This is a genomic window from Methanogenium sp. S4BF, assembly GCF_029633965.1.
Lineage (GTDB): Archaea > Halobacteriota > Methanomicrobia > Methanomicrobiales > Methanomicrobiaceae > Methanogenium.
Genome location: NZ_CP091277.1, coordinates 1664230 through 1683151 on the forward strand (window position 1 = coordinate 1664230; position 18922 = coordinate 1683151).

Sequence of the window (18922 nt, forward strand, 5' to 3'; positions counted from 1 at the left end):
CGGACACCATTAATACGTCAGGTGAACTATTTATATGAAAACGCTGCAAACCGGTGCATACTCAGGAGAGCGGCGGAAGAATTGACAATTTTTTTTAAAATACCAATACCAGAGACAGAGGGCGCAAGGCATGGCAAAAAAGAAGAAGACAGGATCAGAGGCCCCATCATCCATTCGTACACCAGTGGTTTGTGTACTGGGGCATGTGGACCATGGAAAGACATCACTGCTGGACCGCATCAGGGGCTCCTCAGTGGTGGACCGTGAGGCAGGAGCCATCACCCAGCATATCGGGGCAACGATTGTGCCGCTGGATGCAATCCGCAAGATGAGCGGCACCAGCGATGCAGTGGAGTTTGACGTACCCGGACTACTGTTTATCGACACGCCGGGCCACCACGCCTTCACCACGCTGCGCTCCCGGGGCGGGGCACTGGCAGACATGGCCATCCTCGTAGTGGACATCAACGACGGGTTCCAGCCGCAGACCAAAGAGGCGCTCCAGATCCTCAGGAACTACCGGACCCCCTTTGTGATCGCCGCCACAAAGATCGACCGGATCCACGGCTGGCGGGTGCAGGAGAATGCACCGTTCATGAAGACCTATGCGGCCCAGAACGAACGGGTCCAGGGGATGATAGAGACAAAGACCTACGAACTGGTCGGTGAACTATCGGAGATGGGGTTCAACTGCGACCGCTTTGACCGCGTGAGGGACTTTGCCCGCAATATCGCAATTGTTCCGGTCTCAGGCATCACCGGCGAAGGCCTCCCCGACCTCCTGATGGTGATGGTCGGCCTCGCACAGCGGTACCTGACGGAAAACCTCACCCTCTCCACCACGGGGCCCGGATACGGTACGGTTCTGGAGGTGAAAGAGGAGCGCGGCCTCGGGACCACCCTTGATGTCATCCTCATTGACGGGCAGCTGAACGTAGGCGACGAGATCGTCGTAGGCGGAGAACGGGGCGTTATCGAGACCAAGATCCGGTCCCTGTTAAAACCCCGCCCCATGCAGGAGATTCTCACAGAAGACCGCTTTGAGCGGGTAAAGCAGGTGACCGCCGCATCCGGTATCAAGGTATCCGCTCCGAAACTGGAGGGAGCCATCGCCGGTTCACCGCTCCGCGTGGTGCAGGGCAACCGTGATGAAATCATCGATGCCGTCACCCACGAGATGGAGGACATACAGGTGACCCTCTCTGAGGAGGGAGTATTCATCAAGGCAGACACCATCGGCGCCCTGGAGGCACTCTCCAAGGAGCTGGAGGAGAACGAGATCCCCATCATGCATGCAGAGGTCGGCCCGGTATCCCGGCACGACATCGTGGAGGTCTCGACCATCAGAGACCCCCTGTACTCCGTAATCCTCGCCTTCAATACCACCATCCTCCCGGATGCCATTGACACTCTCGCCGAGCACGCCATGGGCCATGTGCACCTCTTTGAGTCAGACGTCATCTACCACCTCATCGACGACTACATGGACTGGGAAAAGGAGACACGACGCCTCATGCATAAGGAGAGTTTTGAGAAACTCATCCTCCCGGCAAAGATCACCCTCCTCCCCGACTGTGTCTTCCGGCAGTCCAATCCTGCAGTGGTGGGAGTGCGTGTCGTGGCCGGAAAACTGCAGGCAGGTGTCAACCTTGTCCTCCCGTCAGGGAAGAGAATCGGACGGATTAAACAGATGAAGATGGGGCAGGAGAATATCAGCGAGGCAAACCAGGGTGCGGAAGTGGCAATCTCCATTGAAGGTCCGACGGTCGGCCGCCAGATTGACGTGGGGGATGACCTCTATGTCGAGATACCCGAACACCATGTCAAGGTCCTCGAGGGCGAGATGACCACCCACCTCACCGGCGGCATGATCGACATTCTTGAGGAGTATACGCGAATCCGACGAAAGGAACGGCCTTTCTGGGGCAAGTAACACGCCGGGAGCAGCAGGCGGCCACACCCCACAATTTTTAATAACTTCTAAACAAACATAATAGACACTTTCAGAAAGGAGCATTACAATATGGCAGACTTCAAAGTAGTTCTCTCAGATCCACAGGAGGGCATTTCATACAAGGTTGAGGCAACCGCCGGCATGGCAGGTGCACTCATTGGCAAGAGCGTTGGCGACATCATCCCGGGCGATGCACTCGGATTTGCAGGATACCAGATCGCAATCACCGGGGCAACCGACAAGACCGGCATCCCTGCACGCCGTGACCTCCCCGGACTTACCCGGAGAAGACTCCTCCTCGCAAACGGTGTCGGCTTCCACCCAACCTACCCAGGTCAGCGCAGAAGAATGAGCATCCGTGGCGCAGAGATCAACGGAGACTTTGTCCAGATCAATGCAAAGGTTGTTGAGTACGGCGAAAAGAGCCTGAAGGACTACTTTGCACCCGCTGCTGAAGAGCAGGCAGAGTAAATCTGAACAATTAAAAAAATACTTTTTTGCTGATTTTTAACTCAGCAGCCCGGACCGCTGAGTGAATCACGCAGTTTTTCAACGAGGTCCTCAAATGGCACCCCGTATTTCCGGGCAAGGATTACCACACCCGCCTCCGGGAGGAGACGTCCGTCAAACCCGTCGCTGATGAGGGCATGCATCTCTGCTGCCACATTCTGCTGCGAGATCCCCCGCGTCTCAGCGATGCGGACCATCAGAGTCTCACAATAATTCTCACTCTGCTGAAAGATATCTTCTGAAGGCCGGAATCCCAGCGGAATCTCCACCTCTGCAGGGTTAAAGGAAGGGACCAGCACCCCTCCCTCCTCACGCAGAAGGCCTTCACGAAGGGCAATGGCGATAAGTGACCCCGCCTGGTCTCGACTCATCCAGCGCCGGTCGATGGCGAGGAAGTAAATAAATTCAGGGCGGCGCAGCCGATCCCGGTGCATATGCCGGAATGGCGCCGCGACAGCCGTCCGCAGAGCCACCTATACCGCACCCTCAAGCAGATTCTTCAGGTCCAGTGCATCCAGACCGGTCATCGTACTGGTCTTCACCACCATACACTCACAGGCCATCCCCACCTCCTCGAGACGAAGAAGAAAGACATTCTTGGAACGGGGAATACGCCTGTCCGACATGAGTGTCGTCTCTTTGAGTTCTATCTGAAAATCAACCGCCTCCGTTATCGTATAAAGCAGTTCAGGAATGCGGTCCACCGGTACAAAAGTGATCTTCTTCTCTGCCACCGCTGCACTAAAATCAATCCGTACCATCTCCCCCCCGGGAGTCCGCCCAGTCTCATGCGTCCCATGCAGGGCACATACTGTGGACACCACGTCAATGAACGGGCGCTGTATTGTAAAAACCAGATCGTTTCTCATCGGGAAACGATGGTATATTCTGCGCATTACACCAGTCTTTAGATGATATGCATAATAAATGCATACGCTTAGATGCTGACAAACGATAGGGAAAAAAGGATTATTAGATGAGCACAGCGTTGATAACGCCGTCCTGACCAGGTCTGCTTACGATACGTGCCTCACCGATTTCGGTTTTGATAATGGCACCCTTCGTGAGAAGGTTTCGCCGCACGTAGTTTGGATTAGCAGCATTCTTGTCAACAGTCTCAATCGCCACACGGCGGGTTTCACCGTTCTTTGGGTTGGCCACATTTGCGTACTGTGCACGCAGCACCCGGATCTTCTGGTTTGCTCCCAGTGTGCGGACAATTTTCCTGCGGTCCTCGCCAATATGCGAATCAGCAGGTGCGCTGCCGATCTCGCTTCTCCTCTTACTCCGTGCGTACCGGATTCTGCCACCGGTTTCTTTCCGAACTGATCTGCCATGCCACTGCATTTAAACACCTGAATTGTATGAAATGTATTCAGAAGGGAGTAGGCCCTTCCCTGAAGTCTATAAATATTGCCCCTGTATCTATTTAATTCCACTGATCAGCGGAGTATCTCATCGAGAAGGGCTTCCATCCCGTCACCCGTCTTCATATTAGTCCGGAATACCGGCATCTCAGGGTTGTACCGGTGAATATCAGACTCCAGCCTGTCCACGTTACATCCAACATATTCTGCCAGATCCACCTTGTTGATGACAGCCATGGAACTCTCACGGAACATCATCGGGTGCTTGTTTGCGACATCGTCACCCTCAGTGGTGGAGACCACTACAATGCGCTTCTCTGCACCAAGGGCAAAGTCAGTCGGGCAGACCATGTTCCCTACATTTTCAATAAAGAGTATGTCAATCTCATCCAGCGGGAGATGGTCAATGGCATGGTGCACAAGGTGGGCATCCAGATGGCATTCCTTGCCGGTATTTGCATTCACTGCCGGCGCGCCGGTTGCAACGATCCGCTGGAAGTCGTCATCCCCATAGACATCGCCTGCGATGGCCCCTACATTCAGCCCCCGTTTTTTCAGCAGAGGCACCAGCTGTTCCACAAGAGAGGTCTTCCCGGACCCGATGGCACCGAGAAGGTCAAACGCACGAATGCCTGCTGCAGCAAGTATGTCATGATTCTTTGCAGCAAGGCGGTTGTTTGCGTCAAAGATGTCCTTTTCGATACTGACGTCGATGTGGTGCATACGTAAATGTATGACAAAGTATCGTTTATACCTTCACAAAGACATATTAAATATATGAATCCTGAGCGGACACTCTACCCGTGTTACTTCGATAGTGCCCTCACCCGCAGACAGGGCCGCCGCGTACCCCGGGAGATGGCACGGGAAGCCCCCCAGATCAGGGCAATCCACAAGGCCGCAAAGAGGGCCGGCCTCTCGGCACGGATTGACGAGGGAACCGCCCACCCTGCACACTGGCAAAAAAAGGATGGCAGGGTCATCGTCGAATGGAAGGGAAGCAAGGAAGAGCTGATGAAAAAAATCGCAACGAAGTTCTGAACGGGAAAGAGCACCATGTATGATCTCCACACCCATACGATCTTCTCTGACGGGGAACTGCTTCCGGCCGAGCTTATCCGCCGGGCGGCAGTGCTGGGATACCAGACGATCGGCATCACTGATCATGCCGACCGCTCAAACATCACCTCGCTTGTGCACGCCCTCGACCCGATGCGCGAGACGGCCCGGACATACGGGATCCGCCTCCTTGTCGGCGTAGAAATAACCCATGTGCCCCCGGGGGAAATATCCGTCCTTGCGCGTGAAGCACGCGATAAAGGAGCAGACATCATCATCGTACACGGAGAGACAACCATGGAGCCCGTTGCGCCGGGAACCAATGCCGCAGCCTGTGCCTGTGCAGATGTTGATGTACTGGCCCATCCCGGCCTCATATCACCCGCAGATGCCCGCTTAGCCCGTGAAAATCAGGTAGCACTGGAGATCACGGCAAGGGGCGGACATAACCGGACCAACGGTCACGTGGTCTGTGTGGCACGGGAAGAGCAATGCCTGCTTGCAGTTAATTCAGATACCCACGCACCCTCTGACCTGATGAGGATGGCGGAGCGGATGCAGGTTGCACGGGGCGCGGGCCTCACCGAAGTCGAGAGCGTTGCAATTCTCTCCGGGAAGAACCTTCCCTTCCTTTAGAGATGCCGCGCATACGGAATTCCTGCCCGGGGGCAGGAGTACCCGCATCGACCACAAGAGGCATATACCGGGCATTTGCATGCGATAGGGCATGCATTACCACCACAAAAATGCATACAATATATAAGAATTATGTCAATATTTAAATACCTTTAAATTCAACATATAATAGTTACGAACCCACAGGGCTCCAGATTTTTGGAAGGTTTTATTACATGAAGGTTGTTGGTCAAATCAGAAATATTTCAGGCAAAAACTGTGCTGTCGTCGCTATTGACGCAGGACAGCTGCCACGCCTCCACAGTGAGGTTGTTGACCGGCAAAGCAAACCTGTCGGAAAACTGGTAGAAGTGTTTGGCAATATCAAAACACCGTATGCCCTTGTTGTCTGCAAAGGCCAGTGCAAATGCAGTGTGGGTGACCAGCTGTATACCGAATAAGGATGATGAATTATGCAGGAAATTGAAAAACTAAAACAACTCCAGTCCCAGCGGGAGACACTCAGAAAAAGAACCACAGAAGCACAGGAGGCAGTTGCATCACGGACAGAAGAGACAACAAAGACTGTCTGTCCGGAGTGCGGCAGCCGCCAGCTTGTCCAGGACAACGAACGTGCCGAACTGGTATGCCAGAACTGTGGTCTGGTTCTCGATGACGAAGTCATTGACCGCGGCCCCGAATGGCGTGCTTTCGATCATGACCAGCGGATGAAGCGGTCACGTGTCGGTGCACCGATGACCTTTACCATTCACGACAAAGGTCTCTCCACGATGATTGACTGGCGGAACCGTGACTCATACGGCCGTGCGATCTCATCAAAGAATCGTGCCCAGCTCTACCGCCTGCGGAAGTGGCAGCGCCGTATCCGTGTCTCAAACGCAACCGAGAGAAACCTTGCATTTGCACTCTCAGAGCTGGACCGGATGGCTTCAGCACTTGGTCTGCCGCGAAACGTCCGTGAGACCGCAGCAGTCGTCTACCGTGATGCAGTCGACAAGAACCTCATCCGTGGCCGGTCCATTGAAGGAGTGGCAGCAGCTGCACTCTACGCAGCATGCCGCCAGTGCAATGTCCCGCGTACCCTTGATGAGATTGCAGAAGTGTCCCGTGTCTCCCGTAAGGAGATCGGCAGGACCTACCGGTTCATCTCCCGTGAACTCGGGTTAAAACTGCTTCCCACCTCACCGATTGACTATGTCCCGCGGTTCTGCTCCGGCCTGAACCTGAAAGGAGAGGTCCAGTCGCGTGCGGTTGAAATTCTCCGGCAGGCAGGCGAGCGTGAACTGACCAGCGGACGGGGCCCGACCGGTGTCGCCGCAGCAGCCATTTACATCTCCTCCATCCTGGGCGGCGAACGACGGACCCAGCGTGAGGTGGCAGAGGTGGCGGGCGTCACTGAGGTGACTATCCGGAACCGCTACAAGGAACTTGCAGAGAAGCTCGATATCGAGATCATCCTGTAAGATTGATAATCCCCCCCACCAATACTATTTTGGAGTATATTCCAACGGGCCTGTAGATCAGGGGTAGATCGCTACGTTCGCAACGTAGAGGCCGCGGGTTCAAATCCCGCCAGGTCCATGCTTTTGCCCGCCACCTCTCCGGAGAGGGACTTTTTGTAAAATCGGGAACATCCGGTGAAGACAGGGATTACGAACAGCTGCTAAAAATGAATATCTGATTTTTCCGTTCTTTTTTCTTACACCATCATTCCGGCCTCTTCACCGGCACATTCTGCCGCGTTTGGCGGTTCCGGGGTGAAAACGGCAAGGATGAGCACCGCCACCGCCACAATCGCACCCACAAAGAATGCAAGGTCAAAGGCAGACGCCATGATAGAGCCCGCAAGCTGCGGCTGGCTGGCCAGCGCTCCTTCGGTCAGCCCTTCCCGGCTGCTGAGGGTGATGAGCGACTGGATGAAGGCCAGTTCAAAGACCACGATGCCCACCGTAGCCCCTGCATTGCGCTCTGCGGTGGCAAGACTGGAGACCATGCCCTGCTTTTCCCGTGGGGCGAGGCACATGATTTCACTGGTGTTCGGTGAGTAATAGAGGCCAAGGCCGAATCCCAGCAGGGCAAGGGCAGTTATAATGACAACAGCCGATGTCTCCACCGCAAACGTGGAGAGCAGGAGAAACGAGAGAAGGTAGATGCCTGCCGCCCCGATGCAGAGTTTACGCGGCCCAAAACGACCATACAGGGCACCGGATGCATACCCGGCAGCCATCAGGGTCACCGAGGGGACGGTCAGGTAGAGGCCGGCGACCGATGTCGGCATTCCCTGCACATACTCGAGGAAGAAGGGCAGCAGGAAGTTTGACCCGCAATAGGCAAACATCATCAAAAGCGCCCCGATGTTTGCAAAGAGGAAATCCCGGTGCCGGTAGAGCTGCAGGTCGAGCAGGGGATCAGGCGCTGAGCGTTCCTGACGGACAAAGAGAACAGCGCCTGCGGCACAGATGACACCCGCCGTGAGAATCGGGGCCGAGGTGAACCCGAGGGAGATGCCCATGTTCAGGGCATAGATGAGGGCGGCAAGCGTGATGAAGAGGTACAGGGCACCCCGGCGGTCGAACGACGCGGTCTTTTCACGGGCGGGCAGAGAGGGGATGACGGCCGCACCGAGGATACAGGCGAGAATGCCCACCGGGACGTTGATTAAAAAGATCCAGTGCCACGAGAGCATCCCGGTGAGAATCCCGCCCAGAAAGGGTCCTGCGGCGACACCGAGGGAGGCCATCGTCACCACAAACCCGATCGCCTTTGCCCGTGACTCAGGCGGCAGAAAGACCGTCACCATCGCGGTGCTGATGGCGCCGAGCATCGCCCCGCCCACCGCCTGGATGGCACGGGAGCCGACCAGCATGAGAAATGACGGAGAGAGGGCACAGAAGAGCGACCCGGCGGCAAAGACAAGAAACCCGGCAAGAAAGATCCGGCGAAAGCCGATTCGGTCCGAGAGCTTCCCGAAGATCATCAGGCAGCTCGTAAGAACGAGCAGGTACATCGTCGAAACCCAGGAGACGAGTCCCGTTGAAACATCAAAGGATGTCGAGATGGTCGGCAGGGCAATATTGACGATGGAACTGTCCAGTGCGCTCATGAATGCGGCGACGGATATCGCAAAAAGCAGGAGTTTCTGGTTTGTTAGTGCCGGGGGTGTTTCCATGGAGGGCTCCTGATGTAAGTATCAAACGGTTAAACAGGAGGATATTTGAGGGTTGCTTTTGGGATTGACCGGAAATTTTTCAGGCGCAGTAAGGAAAAATGAGCGATCACAGTCAACTTCTAATGGTGATGCCCATATGTCAGAACCAAACCCTGATCAGCAAAGGTCGCTGCAGTACCCTCTCATACCCTTAAAAAATTAGAATCTGCCGGAAGAATAGGAGTGGCAGGTGCATGAAATGGCAATGCACCTGTCTGTCCACTGTTTCCATCAGATAAAGACCGAATCAAATGAGAGAGAGACGTGGTAATCCCCGGCCAGGCAGGAATGAATATCGGGAACCGGCTGGTTCAGGATGAGCGGCTCAATGGTGAGACCACCGGAATCGTCTTCCCAGATGGGAAATGTGAGTACGACTTCCGAACAATTCAGGTTTTGATACTCAAAGGCGTCCCCACCCTTCACCTGAAGCGGAAGAGAAAGCGTATAGCCGTCTGAAGCAAGGAAGCCAGGCAGAAGTTCATTCGTATCACACACCGTAATCTCAACCGCCGTCACATCCGGATCATTGGTCTCAATATCAAAGGTGACGGATTCCTCATTGGGACCCTCTTCCAAGGTGCCAAAGGAAATATCACCCACGATATTGCAGACGTACCAATACTCTTCGCTTCCACCCCCATCATCTGAAGATGGCTCCACGGTTTCGTTTTCCACGACAGGAACATCAACGCTCCTGTTAACATAGACAAAACCAGAGATACCCTCAATGTCCATTACAGTGCCATTTTCATCATCCATTTGGTGAATGGTGACTATTATGGGAGACACACCCGGAGTAATACCCCTTACATGCATTGATGCCAGCAGGGTCGTGTCCACGCTCTCATTCACCATCTGAGAATCACCCGTCACCTGCAGATTCACCGAAGAATTGGGGAAGGTAATATTTTCGAAGGGGGTCACCCACGAGGGGAATTCTACACCAACCCATTCTGCCACGGACGCATTTTCAATCGAGAGAGTAAGATTGCACACAGAGAGTCCCTGAGTCACTGCATCAGAGGTTACATTAACAACCTCTTCTGCGCCGGTTTCCACGGTGACATTGAGTATACGTACTCCCGGAACATCCACACCATCTTCCACAGGATCATCTGCAGGAGGGTTGTCCGTTGGTGGAACGGCGACACTCTCGTTGACAGAAATCACACCGGCCATGCACTCAACATCCATCATCGTGCCGTTGCCATCATAGAACTGATGAACGGATATTGCCACAGGAGATTCTCCCGCACCAATGCCCCGCACACGCAGAGTTGCAAGAAGCACAGGTACGGGAACTGCTTCAGACGATTGGGATTCGTCCACTCCCTTCAGATCAACCAGCGATGCGGGAAAGGTAGTGTTCTCAGAAGATATGACCCATTCAGGAAATTCAACCCCGGTAAACTCAGCTACAGACCCATTCTCCAGTGAGAGAGTAAGATTGTAGATGCTGATTCCCGCTGGCGCTGCATCAAGGGCCACAACAATCACTTCTTCTTCACCGGCACCGACCGTGACATTTGTCATGTTCACGCTCAGAGCAGCCCCCGCAGTGCAGCACACCGCCGCAAGGCAGAACAGGGAAAGCATGACAACGTTCAGTGCCTGCATCTGCCCACCTCCCGGAAAATGATCCCCACATTTTCAGGAATTTTCATTTGGAACAATCTCCTTCCCAGCCCCAGTCCCAGGCCCATCCCCGACAGTGGCGCCATCTCCAGCGCCAGCAGTTGTTATCAGAATCTTCTTTCTCAGGGGTAGTAAACTGGTATTCGTCCGAGACAGCTGCTTCATCCCGATCCATCACGGACAGGACACGGAAATAGTATGTCTCGTCCGGGGTGAGGTCTTCAATCAATACCGTATGCTCATACACCAGCTGGAATATGTCACCAGATGCCTGGAAGGAATAGTCCTCAAACACGGGACGGGACTCAGTATCATACCCAACCCGCGAGATAGACTTCCCGTTGGTCTTCCACACAATCTCCACCGCGTCGCAGGTTACATCGACGACATGCACATCATAGATCCAGAGCGGGACGTGCCCCGTAATAACAACAGACGCAGAATCAGATGGGGCGGCTCCTGTGGCTCCTCCGGTACTGGCAAGCACGACGCCAATACACACAAAAAGAAAGAGAAGGATTTTGCCCCTCATCTCTCAGCGCTCCCGCCGCATCTTCAGGCCGACCGCGACCACAAGGAGGGCTGCAAGGCTCAGGATGGGAGACAGCGGGGTTGATTCCTGGCTGCCGGTTGTGGATCCTGTATTTCCATCACTACTTGACGCGAGAACTGCCCACATACTAAAATGATTGGTACTTGTTGTGAGAGTCATCTCATTTTCATTCACCTTGGTCGGCATGACTTCCCACTGATGCTCAGCCTCATTAAAGAAACCAAGTTTAAGAAGCGAAGGTTTTCCTCCCGCCACTGCGAGGTCATCCTCAGAATATCTGACAATCAATGTTGCATCTTTACTCAGTAGACCGGAGAGCCCGTTCACACAGAAGCAGGTCGTGCCGAGTTTCACATCTGGGTTAGTACTCGGAAGATCGCTCTTTTCGACCGCTTTCAGCGACACTTCTGTATCTCCGAATACTGCTCCCTGAGGGAAGCTAATGCTACATCTACCATCGGAGGAGGCAAGTTCTGTTGGACTCCCTGGGCTCACGATGACTGAACATCTAGCAAAGGGCGGCACATATTCTTCACTGACTTCAAATGAGGTGCTCATTTCATCGATCAGTGCACCATCTTCAAACAATATTTTTGAATTTACTGTATATACGCCCAAGTCGATCGGACCAACATATTGTTGTTCAAATTTCTGAATACTCATGGGAAGAAGCATGGTATCTGTTGGATCAGTAGTAATTTCCTCGAATAATTCATCATTTTGGTTGAAAATTTCAATACGGTTAATCAAATGGCCATAGTAATAATTTCCAGTGTTTTCAAACATCGTTGAAATTTTTAGAGGTTGACTATCTGTCACATCTCCAATCGTTATTTCAGAAATTTTTCCCGTTTTAATAATCTCTTCACCCGAAATTGTTATCAAAACAGGAATGTCCACAGCTGTAGAGAATCCTACAGATCCTGAACCTGAAGGTAGTGTGTAAATATGAATCATTGCATATCTACCTCCTGTCCCAACATCACGTGGCAAATCAATATTTGCTCGAACAGTTTGAGTTTCACCGGGATTCAAATGTATTGATACCTTATCCAGAGAAATGTATTCACGAGCGGAGTATGGACTGTTGTCTTCAGATGGAACAATTCGCACAGTTTCACCGGATATAATATTGGATAACCCATGAACTTCGATGGAAATATCCACAGGTGATTCGGTATCAATTAGACTCAGTGTCATGGTATGAGTGGCCGCATCACCAGGTGACATCTCTGCAATGAATTTAACATTTGTAACTTTAAGGCCAGCAGAAGCAGAATTTATACAAAGGACAAGAAGGAGCAATAAGCAAAAAATAAGTCGTAAATTTCTTTTTTTATCGGTATCAGATTCCATAATTTAAACCTCATTATAATCTCATCGTTAAAATAAATCTATAAATGGGTGAATATGATTAACCCATTTATGGAAACTCTAATCCACGTCTGCGGAAACTGCAAAGGTTATAGTGATACCGTATTTATCAGGTTTATCACCGTACTCAGTGGTTTGTTCAAAATAGACATTTTTACTGTACTGGCCTGTTGGAGCCGCACCAGATACAACAGAATAACTTGTTCCGAGCGGTGTTTTTACGGAAGAGCTATCACCAATATAAATCCCCTGTATTAAGGTAGCCGGGGTCGTTAATGTCGTACTCAGCATTTTTCCATCATTAGTGCCAGTTGCCGTGCAATCCCAGTCAATATTTGAACTTACTTCAATTTTCGGTACACTGGTAGACTGAGTACCAACATTCGCAAATGTCCAGTCAATATCGGCGCCTTCAGTAACACTAATTGAGAGAGAAGACTGAACCTCTGCATCAATTTGAACTGTGTCTCCAGCCATAACCCCCGGCACCATCGCCAGAGCAACAAGCAGCACTGCTGCTATAACAAACTTTTTCATGTTTTCAATTCTCCTTTAACTCAGGGACCGGAATTGTGGTCCCACCATTTCGACATGCAAGAACTCCCCCCTTGCCGCTTTCGAAGCACGGGGTGCTGCCGCCATCAACCTGGGGAGAAGGCAGCACCTCTTCGGAAGCCTTACACACTGAACACTATTTTTGAAAGAATATTAACATATTGCAAGGCCAAATATGGCCCCGATACCGCATTCGCGAGCGCACAGACATTTCCGTGCAGTAGTGCATGCATTCCCAGAATCCACATTCCTGAGATCGTTTCCGCAATGACGGACACAGTGGCGATACATCACCCAACCAGAGGCTGAAGACAAATGATATGAATGTTTGAATGGGGAAAAGGCGATTTATTCGGGTGGATGAGGAAGAAGAGAGTGCGGCACTCTTATACACCCTTTCACAATTCCCCTGCGGCATCTCACATCCATCACCATCGGGGTAATCCCCACTCCGTCCAGGAAAATAATACCTCATCCAAAGTCCCGGTCTCATTTTACGAACACCGAAATAAGATGAATAGCACTTTTTTTTGAAAATAGCCCAGATATAAACCAAAATCAAGGCGCACATGCATGCAGTGCCGCGCCTTCCCGTGAGCATAAAACCACCCACATTGAACGCGCGCGCGAAATTAAAGCGATAAATGGCATCAGGTAACAAAACAAATCCAGAATAATCCACGGAAAAAAACAAAAAAAATCTTCAGAATTCTGGCAGAAACTACCTTACGGGACCCACACCTCCCTGATACGACTGCTGCACCGCCCTCATCATCAGCGAAAAAACAGCATAACCATCAGCGTCCGGCACCCGACGAAGGGAGGGACGAGCCGCATATATGAGGTTAATTTTATCTTACTGATTACAACAGGTTTTATTGTGGTGAACGCCTTCCATGCTTGACTATTCTGACGAACTCGGAGAGATAAGCCAGCTCCTTGCTGAACAGCCGCATGGAATGACGATCACCTCAATCGCTGCAGAAAGCGGCATCGGCCGAAACCGCGTGGCAAAATATCTCGATGTCCTCTCCCTCTCCGGCAGGACAGGGATGAAACAGATCGGCAACGCAAAGGTCTTCTTTCTCATTAACCGGATTCCCGTCACTTCGATGCTGAATCTCTCGTCTGACTTCATCATCGTCGTCAACAACAGGCGTGAGGTGGCCTATGTGAGTGACAATCTCCTTGAAACCGAACAGCTCCGGCGGCAGGAGGTCATCGGCACTGACATCTCACACCTCGGCATCTCACTCCTCCCGTTCCCCGACCTTGCAGACTACATCCTCCAGGCGATTGGCGGCAGGGAGATGATGACCGAATACGCTGTGCCGGGCAACGAAGGGCCGCAATGGTTTCGGGCAAAGATCATTCCCACTGCATTTGAGGGAGGAGTGAAGGGTGCAGGCATCATGCTGGAGGACATCACCGATCTGAAGGCATATCAGGCACAGCTTGAGGAGCGGATTCATGCAGACGGAATCAGGCTTGCCACCACCACAGACGACCTGAACCGTGAGATCGAGGGACACGGTGAGGCATTAAAAGCCCTTAAAAAGAGTGAACGGCGCTACCATGCCCTCGTCGACCATGCCCGTGAGGGGATTCTCGCCCTCGACCCAAACGACGGCATCATCACCTTCGTCAACCCGACCATGGCCACCATGCTTGGCTATGCCATCGGTGAGATGCAGGGCCGCTCTGCCTTTACCTTCACGGACGATGCAGGCACCCGCATGCTCCGGGAGGCGCAGGCACGCCTGACAGAAAACGGCGACCACGAAGGGGAGATCAAACTGTTTCGCAGAGACGGGACAATGGTATACGCAGAAATAACATCCACCCCCATGCACACCCCCGGCGATAATGACCGGCGCTGGCTGCTTTTAATCAACGATGTGACCGACAAAAAAAAGAAGGAGGCTGCCCTGAAGTTCACAAACACCCTCCTGAACGGCATCATCGAGGGAAGCGACCGCATGGTCGCCGCTATCGACACCAACTTCGCCTTCATCACTTCAAACTCCGCCTATAAAAATGAGTTTGAACGGGTCTTTGGAAGACCCCCGGAAGCCGGCATGAGGATTGAAGAGATACTCTCGCACCTGCCGGATGATCTGGAGAAGGCCCAAACACTCTGGGCACGGGCGCTGGAGGGGGAGGACTTCCGCGTCGTTGAACGATTCGGAGAAGAGAATGAGTACGAGATCCGCTTCTTCCCCCTCAGAGACAATGAGGGTACAATATTCGGCGCCGTCAACCTCCTCTATGATATCACAAGCCTTGAAAAGGCGGTCAGGGTGTTTCAGGAACAGGACATCGAGCTTCGAAAACTCCTGGGACAATCAGAGGTGTCATCCATCCAAACACAAACAATGGACAGTGCCAGACCGTAAAACCCATTTTTCCATCTATTCCCAGTAATGCGAATACCCCGCCTTCTCAAGCGGTTTCCCGTCCAGAAACACCCCTTCTCCCTCAGAAACCCGCCCAATACAGGTCCCATCCACACCTTCAACCGGGAACACGTCCTCAGGACAGGTGAACAAGAGGCCGAAGTCGCCGCCGCCAAAAAGGGCATAGCGGGCCGCATCCCCGTCAGGCACCCCCTCCGGCCGGGGGATGGCAGCCTCCACTATATCCAGCCGCACCCCGGACGCCTCGGCAAGGTCGTGCAGGGATATCGAGAGCCCGTCAGAGACATCCATCATGGCAGTCGCCCCGGCACGCCCGAGGGCCTGCCCCTCGAATACACCCGGCCGGGGAGTCACCAGTGCCTGCCAGTGGGCCGGATACCCGTCCAGCCCCGCCTGCGCCTGCCCGGGAGTCCCGGTGACCGCCACAATATCGCCGGGCCGGGCACCCCGCCGCCGTACCAGACAGTCACACGGAACCCGCCCGAGGCCGGTCGAGACCAGCGTGCACTCCGTATGGGCGTCGAGATCGCCACCCATTAAACGGCAGCCATAGGCACGGCAGCAATCGTCTGCGCCGCGGATAATCGCCTCAACGCGGTCCGCACGGTTCACCCCTGCTGCCAGAAGCAGGGCAACGGGGGCCGCCCCCATCGACGCCACATCGGAGAGGGTGACGGCCGCTGCCATCCAGCCGCATTCATAATCCGTCATTCCTTTCGGGAAATCGGTCGTCTCATGGAGCATATCAGTCGACATCACCAGATAGTTCCCGCCATCGTCGATGACCGCACAGTCGTCATCCGTCGCTGCAGTCCCGATGATCGCACGAATCGCCTTCACCAGTGCCCTGTCATCCATCCCGCTTCACCTCACGCTCCCGTTGTGTCCGGTACTCCCGGAAAATTGATTCAATCATCTCTGACTTCTTCCCCTGCTCATAGGCGGCGATCTCTTTTTGCCACGCCTCCTCTGCCGCCGCAACACGGGCGGCATCCGCACTCCCGACCGGGCCGCGGATCTCAAGGGCCGTCTCTTTGGAGCCGAGGAGCACAATCCCCCGTTCGAGGCAGGCGTCTTTGAGGCGGCCGTCACCGCCGCCGATAAGCGCCCGGATCCGGAGTTCTGCAAGGGTGTCAAGCACCGTCGTCCCCCACCCGGCCGTCGTCTTCACCGCGATGATGTCGCCTTCTGCAATCCCGAAATCGCTTTCCACCCGACGGATTGCATCGCGGGAGAGGGACTCGGCCGCCTTCACAAGCAGGCGATCATCTCCCGCCTGGCTGCTCGACAGGCGGCGGAGGCGGTCCACCTGCTTTCTCAGCTGTTTTGTCCGTCGCTCCTCCCGCCGGAGCTTCTTCTTCTGGTTTGCGATGATCGTATCGAGCTTTGCAACCTCGGTATCCCTGCGCAGGGCCTGACTCTCCGTCGTCCGTTCCCGGTCCAGAAGCGCGTTCAGGCGGGCGATCTCTTGGTCCTTTGCCTCCCCTTCCGCCTGCAGGTCAGCGACATGCCCCCGCAGGGACTTCACCATCCCGTCGAGCTGGAGCAGGCGGTCGTCCCGCGGGCCGGGGGCAGGAACAGCCTCTTCTTCCCCTTCCCCCTCCGGTGCAGGGGCAGGCACGCCCTTTCCCAGGATCTGCTCGAGAGAGAGGCCCCGGACAACACCAGCCCGGACGTCATCCATGTCATGGCCGGGCGGCACCCGTTTTGCGACGTTCCTGAACTTCGGCTGGTAGGCGCGGAAGGCGTCCATCGCCGCCGAGAGGGAGTCGCGCTCATGATCGTTCCCGTAGGGGATATCACCGCAGAGTGTTTTCTTCTCCTCTACCGTCCGGTCAGCCTTCGGCGTATAGCCGACCGCCGAGAAGGCCCGGCGGATGCGCTCGACCGAGGCGGGCATCGGGTGCACATCGGTGGCCACCACCAGCGGCCGCCCCGCGGTGTAGAGCGCTTCAATCACATCCGGCATCGCCATCGTCCGGGAGCTCCTGACAAGCACCGGTTCGCCGTCCAGCGTGACCGCGGCGATGCCCACTGTCGTCCCCGGATCGATGCCCACAAAGAGATACCGCTGTCCGCCGCCCCGCGTCCGGTAGCGGATACGGTCGAGCCGGCGTCCCGCCACCTTCACCTGCACATCTGCCGACCGGACAGTGGTGACCGGCACATCCTCCCGCGGGGAGGCGACCGTAAAATGCACCCGGCCGAGGCCGCCGAACGCCTTCACCTCCTCTGTCGTATACGAGAGGCCGTGCTCCCGCAGTGTCGCCTCCACATCGCGGGACGTCTGCCGCACCGCCCCGTGCACCTTGCGTGCGTAGCGGTTCTGGCTCCATCCCCCTTTCCCGAGCGACCGGCCCCGCGAGACGAACACATCAGTCGTATTCTCAAAGGCCACCACCTCCGCACCGCCGCCGAGTTCGGCGACCACCGCGGATGCGCGGGCCTCTGCAAACGGATCCAACCGGTTGAACTTCATATTGTACCGGGCGGCCACCCGCGGGAGGGACTGCTGCTTCTCCCCGCCGGTGGACTGCACCAGCATAGTCTGCGGGGGCAGGGACTGCAGAAACGAAAAAAGAGCCCGCTGATCACGGGCAATCTCCTGCACCGAGTCGACGGCGAGGATGTCGGGTTTTTCACGCGCGATACGGCGGAGCAGACGGAATACCGAAACCTCGGCAGTGTCCTGTTCCTGACTGTCCTCGCGGATTACAAGGGCAAAACGCGGTCTCTCGCCCCGCGAACGTACTGATCCATGGATAATATCGATCCCAAAGACCTTCACCCGACCACCTGCGCAAGTGTCTCTTCCACCGGCGCATCGACCCGGTACTTCCGGGAGAAGAAGGTACAGATATTGGTGATGTCGCGCAGCAGGATCTCTGCTGCTGTCGGGTGTGCGGGATCGATCCACTGCGGCCAGTCAATCAGCCAGACATCCTTCCCGTCCACCATGACATTAAATTCCGAGAGATCGCCGTGAATATAGCCGAGCTGATAGGCTTTGGCCACATTCTCCACAATGACCGCAAAGACATCATCCGGATTCTCCAGAGTCGCCTGTGCGATGGGCACCCCGTGGATAAACGTCATCACAATGAGATTGCGGTTGATGTCTACCGGCACCGGCACCGAAACCTCTGCGTGCAGGGCAGTGAGGGCGTCATACTCCTGACGGGCCGAGAAGGTTGAGGCAAATATCCACGGGAAATGCTTGTACTGCGGCATATAGGTCCGCGACCGGCGCACGGTCTGGAACGACTGCTGGCCGACCCGGTGAAACTTCAGGGCAACAACCCCCATCCCCATCGCCTCATAGACTGTCGCCTCCTTCCCGACGCCGAGGAGGCACCCGAGGGAGGTGACCGACCCTTTGCGCACCGCACCCTGCAGGGCGAGGGCGTCAAATCCGGTGAAGACCATCTGGTATCCTTTGTAAGGCACAGAACTGCTCTTCACCATGTTGCGCTCCATCAGGTGTCCGAGGCGGTAGGCCAGTTCAGACTCGGAGAGCTTCGTCTGGTGGCGGAGAACATCCTCCGGGACCCAGCGGTAGTGTTTCATCAGTCGTTCCAGGGCGAGCAGGATCTTGATTTCGAAGCGGTGAAGGCCACGCACATCGTCAGCACAGATGGACATTATTGTAGT

General features: G+C 54.6%; 19 protein-coding genes and 1 tRNA gene. 8 read left to right on the plus strand and 12 right to left on the minus strand.

Features of this window, described 5'->3' with window-relative positions:
* Nucleotides 1–130 precede the first annotated feature (130 nt).
* Together infB and L1S32_RS08015 are read left to right on the plus strand one after the other, a co-directional pair.
* Nucleotides 131–1933, plus strand: coding sequence for a translation initiation factor IF-2 (gene infB, locus L1S32_RS08010; protein WP_278154499.1), 1803 nt, complete (start codon nt 131–133; stop codon nt 1931–1933).
* 90 nt (nt 1934–2023) lie between these two features.
* Complete coding sequence (locus L1S32_RS08015) at nt 2024–2425, plus strand: 30S ribosomal protein S6e (RefSeq protein WP_278154500.1); 402 nt, start codon at nt 2024–2026, stop codon at nt 2423–2425.
* Nucleotides 2426–2466: 41 nt separating this feature from the next.
* On the opposite strand, the gene L1S32_RS08020 is transcribed toward L1S32_RS08015, so the two are convergent.
* From L1S32_RS08020 to hypB, 4 genes are all read right to left on the minus strand, one after another.
* Nucleotides 2467–2937: a DUF2240 family protein gene (locus L1S32_RS08020; protein WP_278154501.1), complete on the minus strand. Its 471-nt coding sequence runs from the start codon at nt 2935–2937 to the stop codon at nt 2467–2469.
* Complete coding sequence (locus L1S32_RS08025) at nt 2938–3225, minus strand: hypothetical protein (protein WP_278154502.1); 288 nt, start codon at nt 3223–3225, stop codon at nt 2938–2940.
* A gap of 211 nt (nt 3226–3436) precedes the next feature.
* Nucleotides 3437–3811 (minus strand): 30S ribosomal protein S8e, encoded by a 375-nt coding sequence (locus tag L1S32_RS08030; RefSeq protein WP_278154503.1) that lies wholly within the window; start codon nt 3809–3811, stop codon nt 3437–3439.
* 95 nt (nt 3812–3906) lie between these two features.
* Complete coding sequence (gene hypB, locus L1S32_RS08035; protein WP_278154504.1) at nt 3907–4554, minus strand: hydrogenase nickel incorporation protein HypB; 648 nt, start codon at nt 4552–4554, stop codon at nt 3907–3909.
* Nucleotides 4555–4608: 54 nt separating this feature from the next.
* Between hypB and L1S32_RS08040 the strand changes: the two genes are divergently transcribed.
* From L1S32_RS08040 to L1S32_RS08060, 5 genes are all read left to right on the plus strand, one after another.
* A complete protein-coding gene (locus L1S32_RS08040) occupies nt 4609–4872 on the plus strand; it encodes a signal recognition particle subunit SRP19/SEC65 family protein (RefSeq protein ID WP_278154505.1) in 264 nt (87 codons plus the stop codon).
* Between the two features lie 15 nt (nt 4873–4887).
* A complete protein-coding gene (locus L1S32_RS08045) occupies nt 4888–5526 on the plus strand; it encodes a histidinol phosphate phosphatase domain-containing protein (RefSeq protein WP_278154506.1) in 639 nt (212 codons plus the stop codon).
* Between the two features lie 215 nt (nt 5527–5741).
* Complete coding sequence (locus L1S32_RS08050; RefSeq protein ID WP_278154507.1) at nt 5742–5966, plus strand: RNA-binding protein; 225 nt, start codon at nt 5742–5744, stop codon at nt 5964–5966.
* Between the two features lie 12 nt (nt 5967–5978).
* Nucleotides 5979–6989, plus strand: coding sequence for a transcription initiation factor IIB (locus L1S32_RS08055; RefSeq protein WP_278154508.1), 1011 nt, complete (start codon nt 5979–5981; stop codon nt 6987–6989).
* Nucleotides 6990–7035: 46 nt separating this feature from the next.
* A tRNA-Ala gene (locus tag L1S32_RS08060) sits at nt 7036–7107 on the plus strand.
* Nucleotides 7108–7225: 118 nt separating this feature from the next.
* Here L1S32_RS08060 and L1S32_RS08065 read toward each other — a convergent pair.
* The 5 genes from L1S32_RS08065 to L1S32_RS08085 form a co-directional block, all read right to left on the minus strand.
* Nucleotides 7226–8695: a DHA2 family efflux MFS transporter permease subunit gene (locus L1S32_RS08065; protein ID WP_278154509.1), complete on the minus strand. Its 1470-nt coding sequence runs from the start codon at nt 8693–8695 to the stop codon at nt 7226–7228.
* Between the two features lie 270 nt (nt 8696–8965).
* Complete coding sequence (locus L1S32_RS08070) at nt 8966–10354, minus strand: hypothetical protein (RefSeq protein ID WP_278154510.1); 1389 nt, start codon at nt 10352–10354, stop codon at nt 8966–8968.
* 43 nt (nt 10355–10397) lie between these two features.
* Nucleotides 10398–10904 carry a fibronectin type III domain-containing protein gene (locus tag L1S32_RS08075; protein ID WP_278154511.1) on the minus strand — a complete coding sequence of 169 codons (507 nt, stop codon included), beginning with the start codon at nt 10902–10904 and terminating at the stop codon, nt 10398–10400.
* 3 nt (nt 10905–10907) lie between these two features.
* Nucleotides 10908–12281: a hypothetical protein gene (locus L1S32_RS08080; RefSeq protein WP_278154512.1), complete on the minus strand. Its 1374-nt coding sequence runs from the start codon at nt 12279–12281 to the stop codon at nt 10908–10910.
* 78 nt (nt 12282–12359) lie between these two features.
* On the minus strand, nt 12360–12836 hold the full coding sequence (locus tag L1S32_RS08085; RefSeq protein WP_278154513.1) for a hypothetical protein: 477 nt from the start codon (nt 12834–12836) through the stop codon (nt 12360–12362).
* 914 nt (nt 12837–13750) lie between these two features.
* Between L1S32_RS08085 and L1S32_RS08090 the strand changes: the two genes are divergently transcribed.
* Nucleotides 13751–15250, plus strand: a complete 1500-nt coding sequence (locus L1S32_RS08090) for a PAS domain S-box protein (protein ID WP_278154514.1) — start codon at nt 13751–13753, stop codon at nt 15248–15250.
* 15 nt (nt 15251–15265) lie between these two features.
* On the opposite strand, the gene thiL is transcribed toward L1S32_RS08090, so the two are convergent.
* The 3 genes from thiL to L1S32_RS08105 are packed head-to-tail and all read right to left on the minus strand — an operon-like array spanning nt 15266 to nt 18913.
* Entirely contained in the window at nt 15266–16129 is an 864-nt protein-coding gene (gene thiL, locus L1S32_RS08095; protein ID WP_278154515.1) for a thiamine-phosphate kinase, read from the minus strand.
* Nucleotides 16122–18059: a DUF460 domain-containing protein gene (locus L1S32_RS08100; protein ID WP_278154516.1), complete on the minus strand. Its 1938-nt coding sequence runs from the start codon at nt 18057–18059 to the stop codon at nt 16122–16124. Before L1S32_RS08100 ends, thiL begins: the two co-directional genes overlap by 8 nt.
* Nucleotides 18056–18913: an RIO1 family regulatory kinase/ATPase gene (locus tag L1S32_RS08105; protein WP_278154517.1), complete on the minus strand. Its 858-nt coding sequence runs from the start codon at nt 18911–18913 to the stop codon at nt 18056–18058. Before L1S32_RS08105 ends, L1S32_RS08100 begins: the two co-directional genes overlap by 4 nt.
* Nucleotides 18914–18922: the final 9 nt, after the last annotated feature.

Excerpts from the sequence above, each read along its gene's own strand:
- infB (WP_278154499.1), top strand. The coding sequence starts at position 131 with ATGGCAAAAAAGAAGAAGACAGGATCAGAGGCCCCATCATCCATTCGT.
- L1S32_RS08015 (WP_278154500.1), top strand. The coding sequence starts at position 2,024 with ATGGCAGACTTCAAAGTAGTTCTCTCAGATCCACAGGAGGGCATTTCA.
- L1S32_RS08025 (WP_278154502.1), bottom strand. The coding sequence starts at position 3,225 with ATGGTACGGATTGATTTTAGTGCAGCGGTGGCAGAGAAGAAGATCACT.
- L1S32_RS08030 (WP_278154503.1), bottom strand. The coding sequence starts at position 3,811 with ATGCAGTGGCATGGCAGATCAGTTCGGAAAGAAACCGGTGGCAGAATC.
- hypB (WP_278154504.1), bottom strand. The coding sequence starts at position 4,554 with ATGCACCACATCGACGTCAGTATCGAAAAGGACATCTTTGACGCAAAC.
- L1S32_RS08040 (WP_278154505.1), top strand. The coding sequence starts at position 4,609 with ATGAATCCTGAGCGGACACTCTACCCGTGTTACTTCGATAGTGCCCTC.
- L1S32_RS08045 (WP_278154506.1), top strand. The coding sequence starts at position 4,888 with ATGTATGATCTCCACACCCATACGATCTTCTCTGACGGGGAACTGCTT.
- L1S32_RS08050 (WP_278154507.1), top strand. The coding sequence starts at position 5,742 with ATGAAGGTTGTTGGTCAAATCAGAAATATTTCAGGCAAAAACTGTGCT.
- L1S32_RS08055 (WP_278154508.1), top strand. The coding sequence starts at position 5,979 with ATGCAGGAAATTGAAAAACTAAAACAACTCCAGTCCCAGCGGGAGACA.
- L1S32_RS08065 (WP_278154509.1), bottom strand. The coding sequence starts at position 8,695 with ATGGAAACACCCCCGGCACTAACAAACCAGAAACTCCTGCTTTTTGCG.
- L1S32_RS08070 (WP_278154510.1), bottom strand. The coding sequence starts at position 10,354 with ATGCAGGCACTGAACGTTGTCATGCTTTCCCTGTTCTGCCTTGCGGCG.
- L1S32_RS08075 (WP_278154511.1), bottom strand. The coding sequence starts at position 10,904 with ATGAGGGGCAAAATCCTTCTCTTTCTTTTTGTGTGTATTGGCGTCGTG.
- L1S32_RS08080 (WP_278154512.1), bottom strand. The coding sequence starts at position 12,281 with ATGGAATCTGATACCGATAAAAAAAGAAATTTACGACTTATTTTTTGC.
- L1S32_RS08085 (WP_278154513.1), bottom strand. The coding sequence starts at position 12,836 with ATGAAAAAGTTTGTTATAGCAGCAGTGCTGCTTGTTGCTCTGGCGATG.
- L1S32_RS08090 (WP_278154514.1), top strand. The coding sequence starts at position 13,751 with ATGCTTGACTATTCTGACGAACTCGGAGAGATAAGCCAGCTCCTTGCT.
- thiL (WP_278154515.1), bottom strand. The coding sequence starts at position 16,129 with ATGGATGACAGGGCACTGGTGAAGGCGATTCGTGCGATCATCGGGACT.
- L1S32_RS08105 (WP_278154517.1), bottom strand. The coding sequence starts at position 18,913 with ATGTCCATCTGTGCTGACGATGTGCGTGGCCTTCACCGCTTCGAAATC.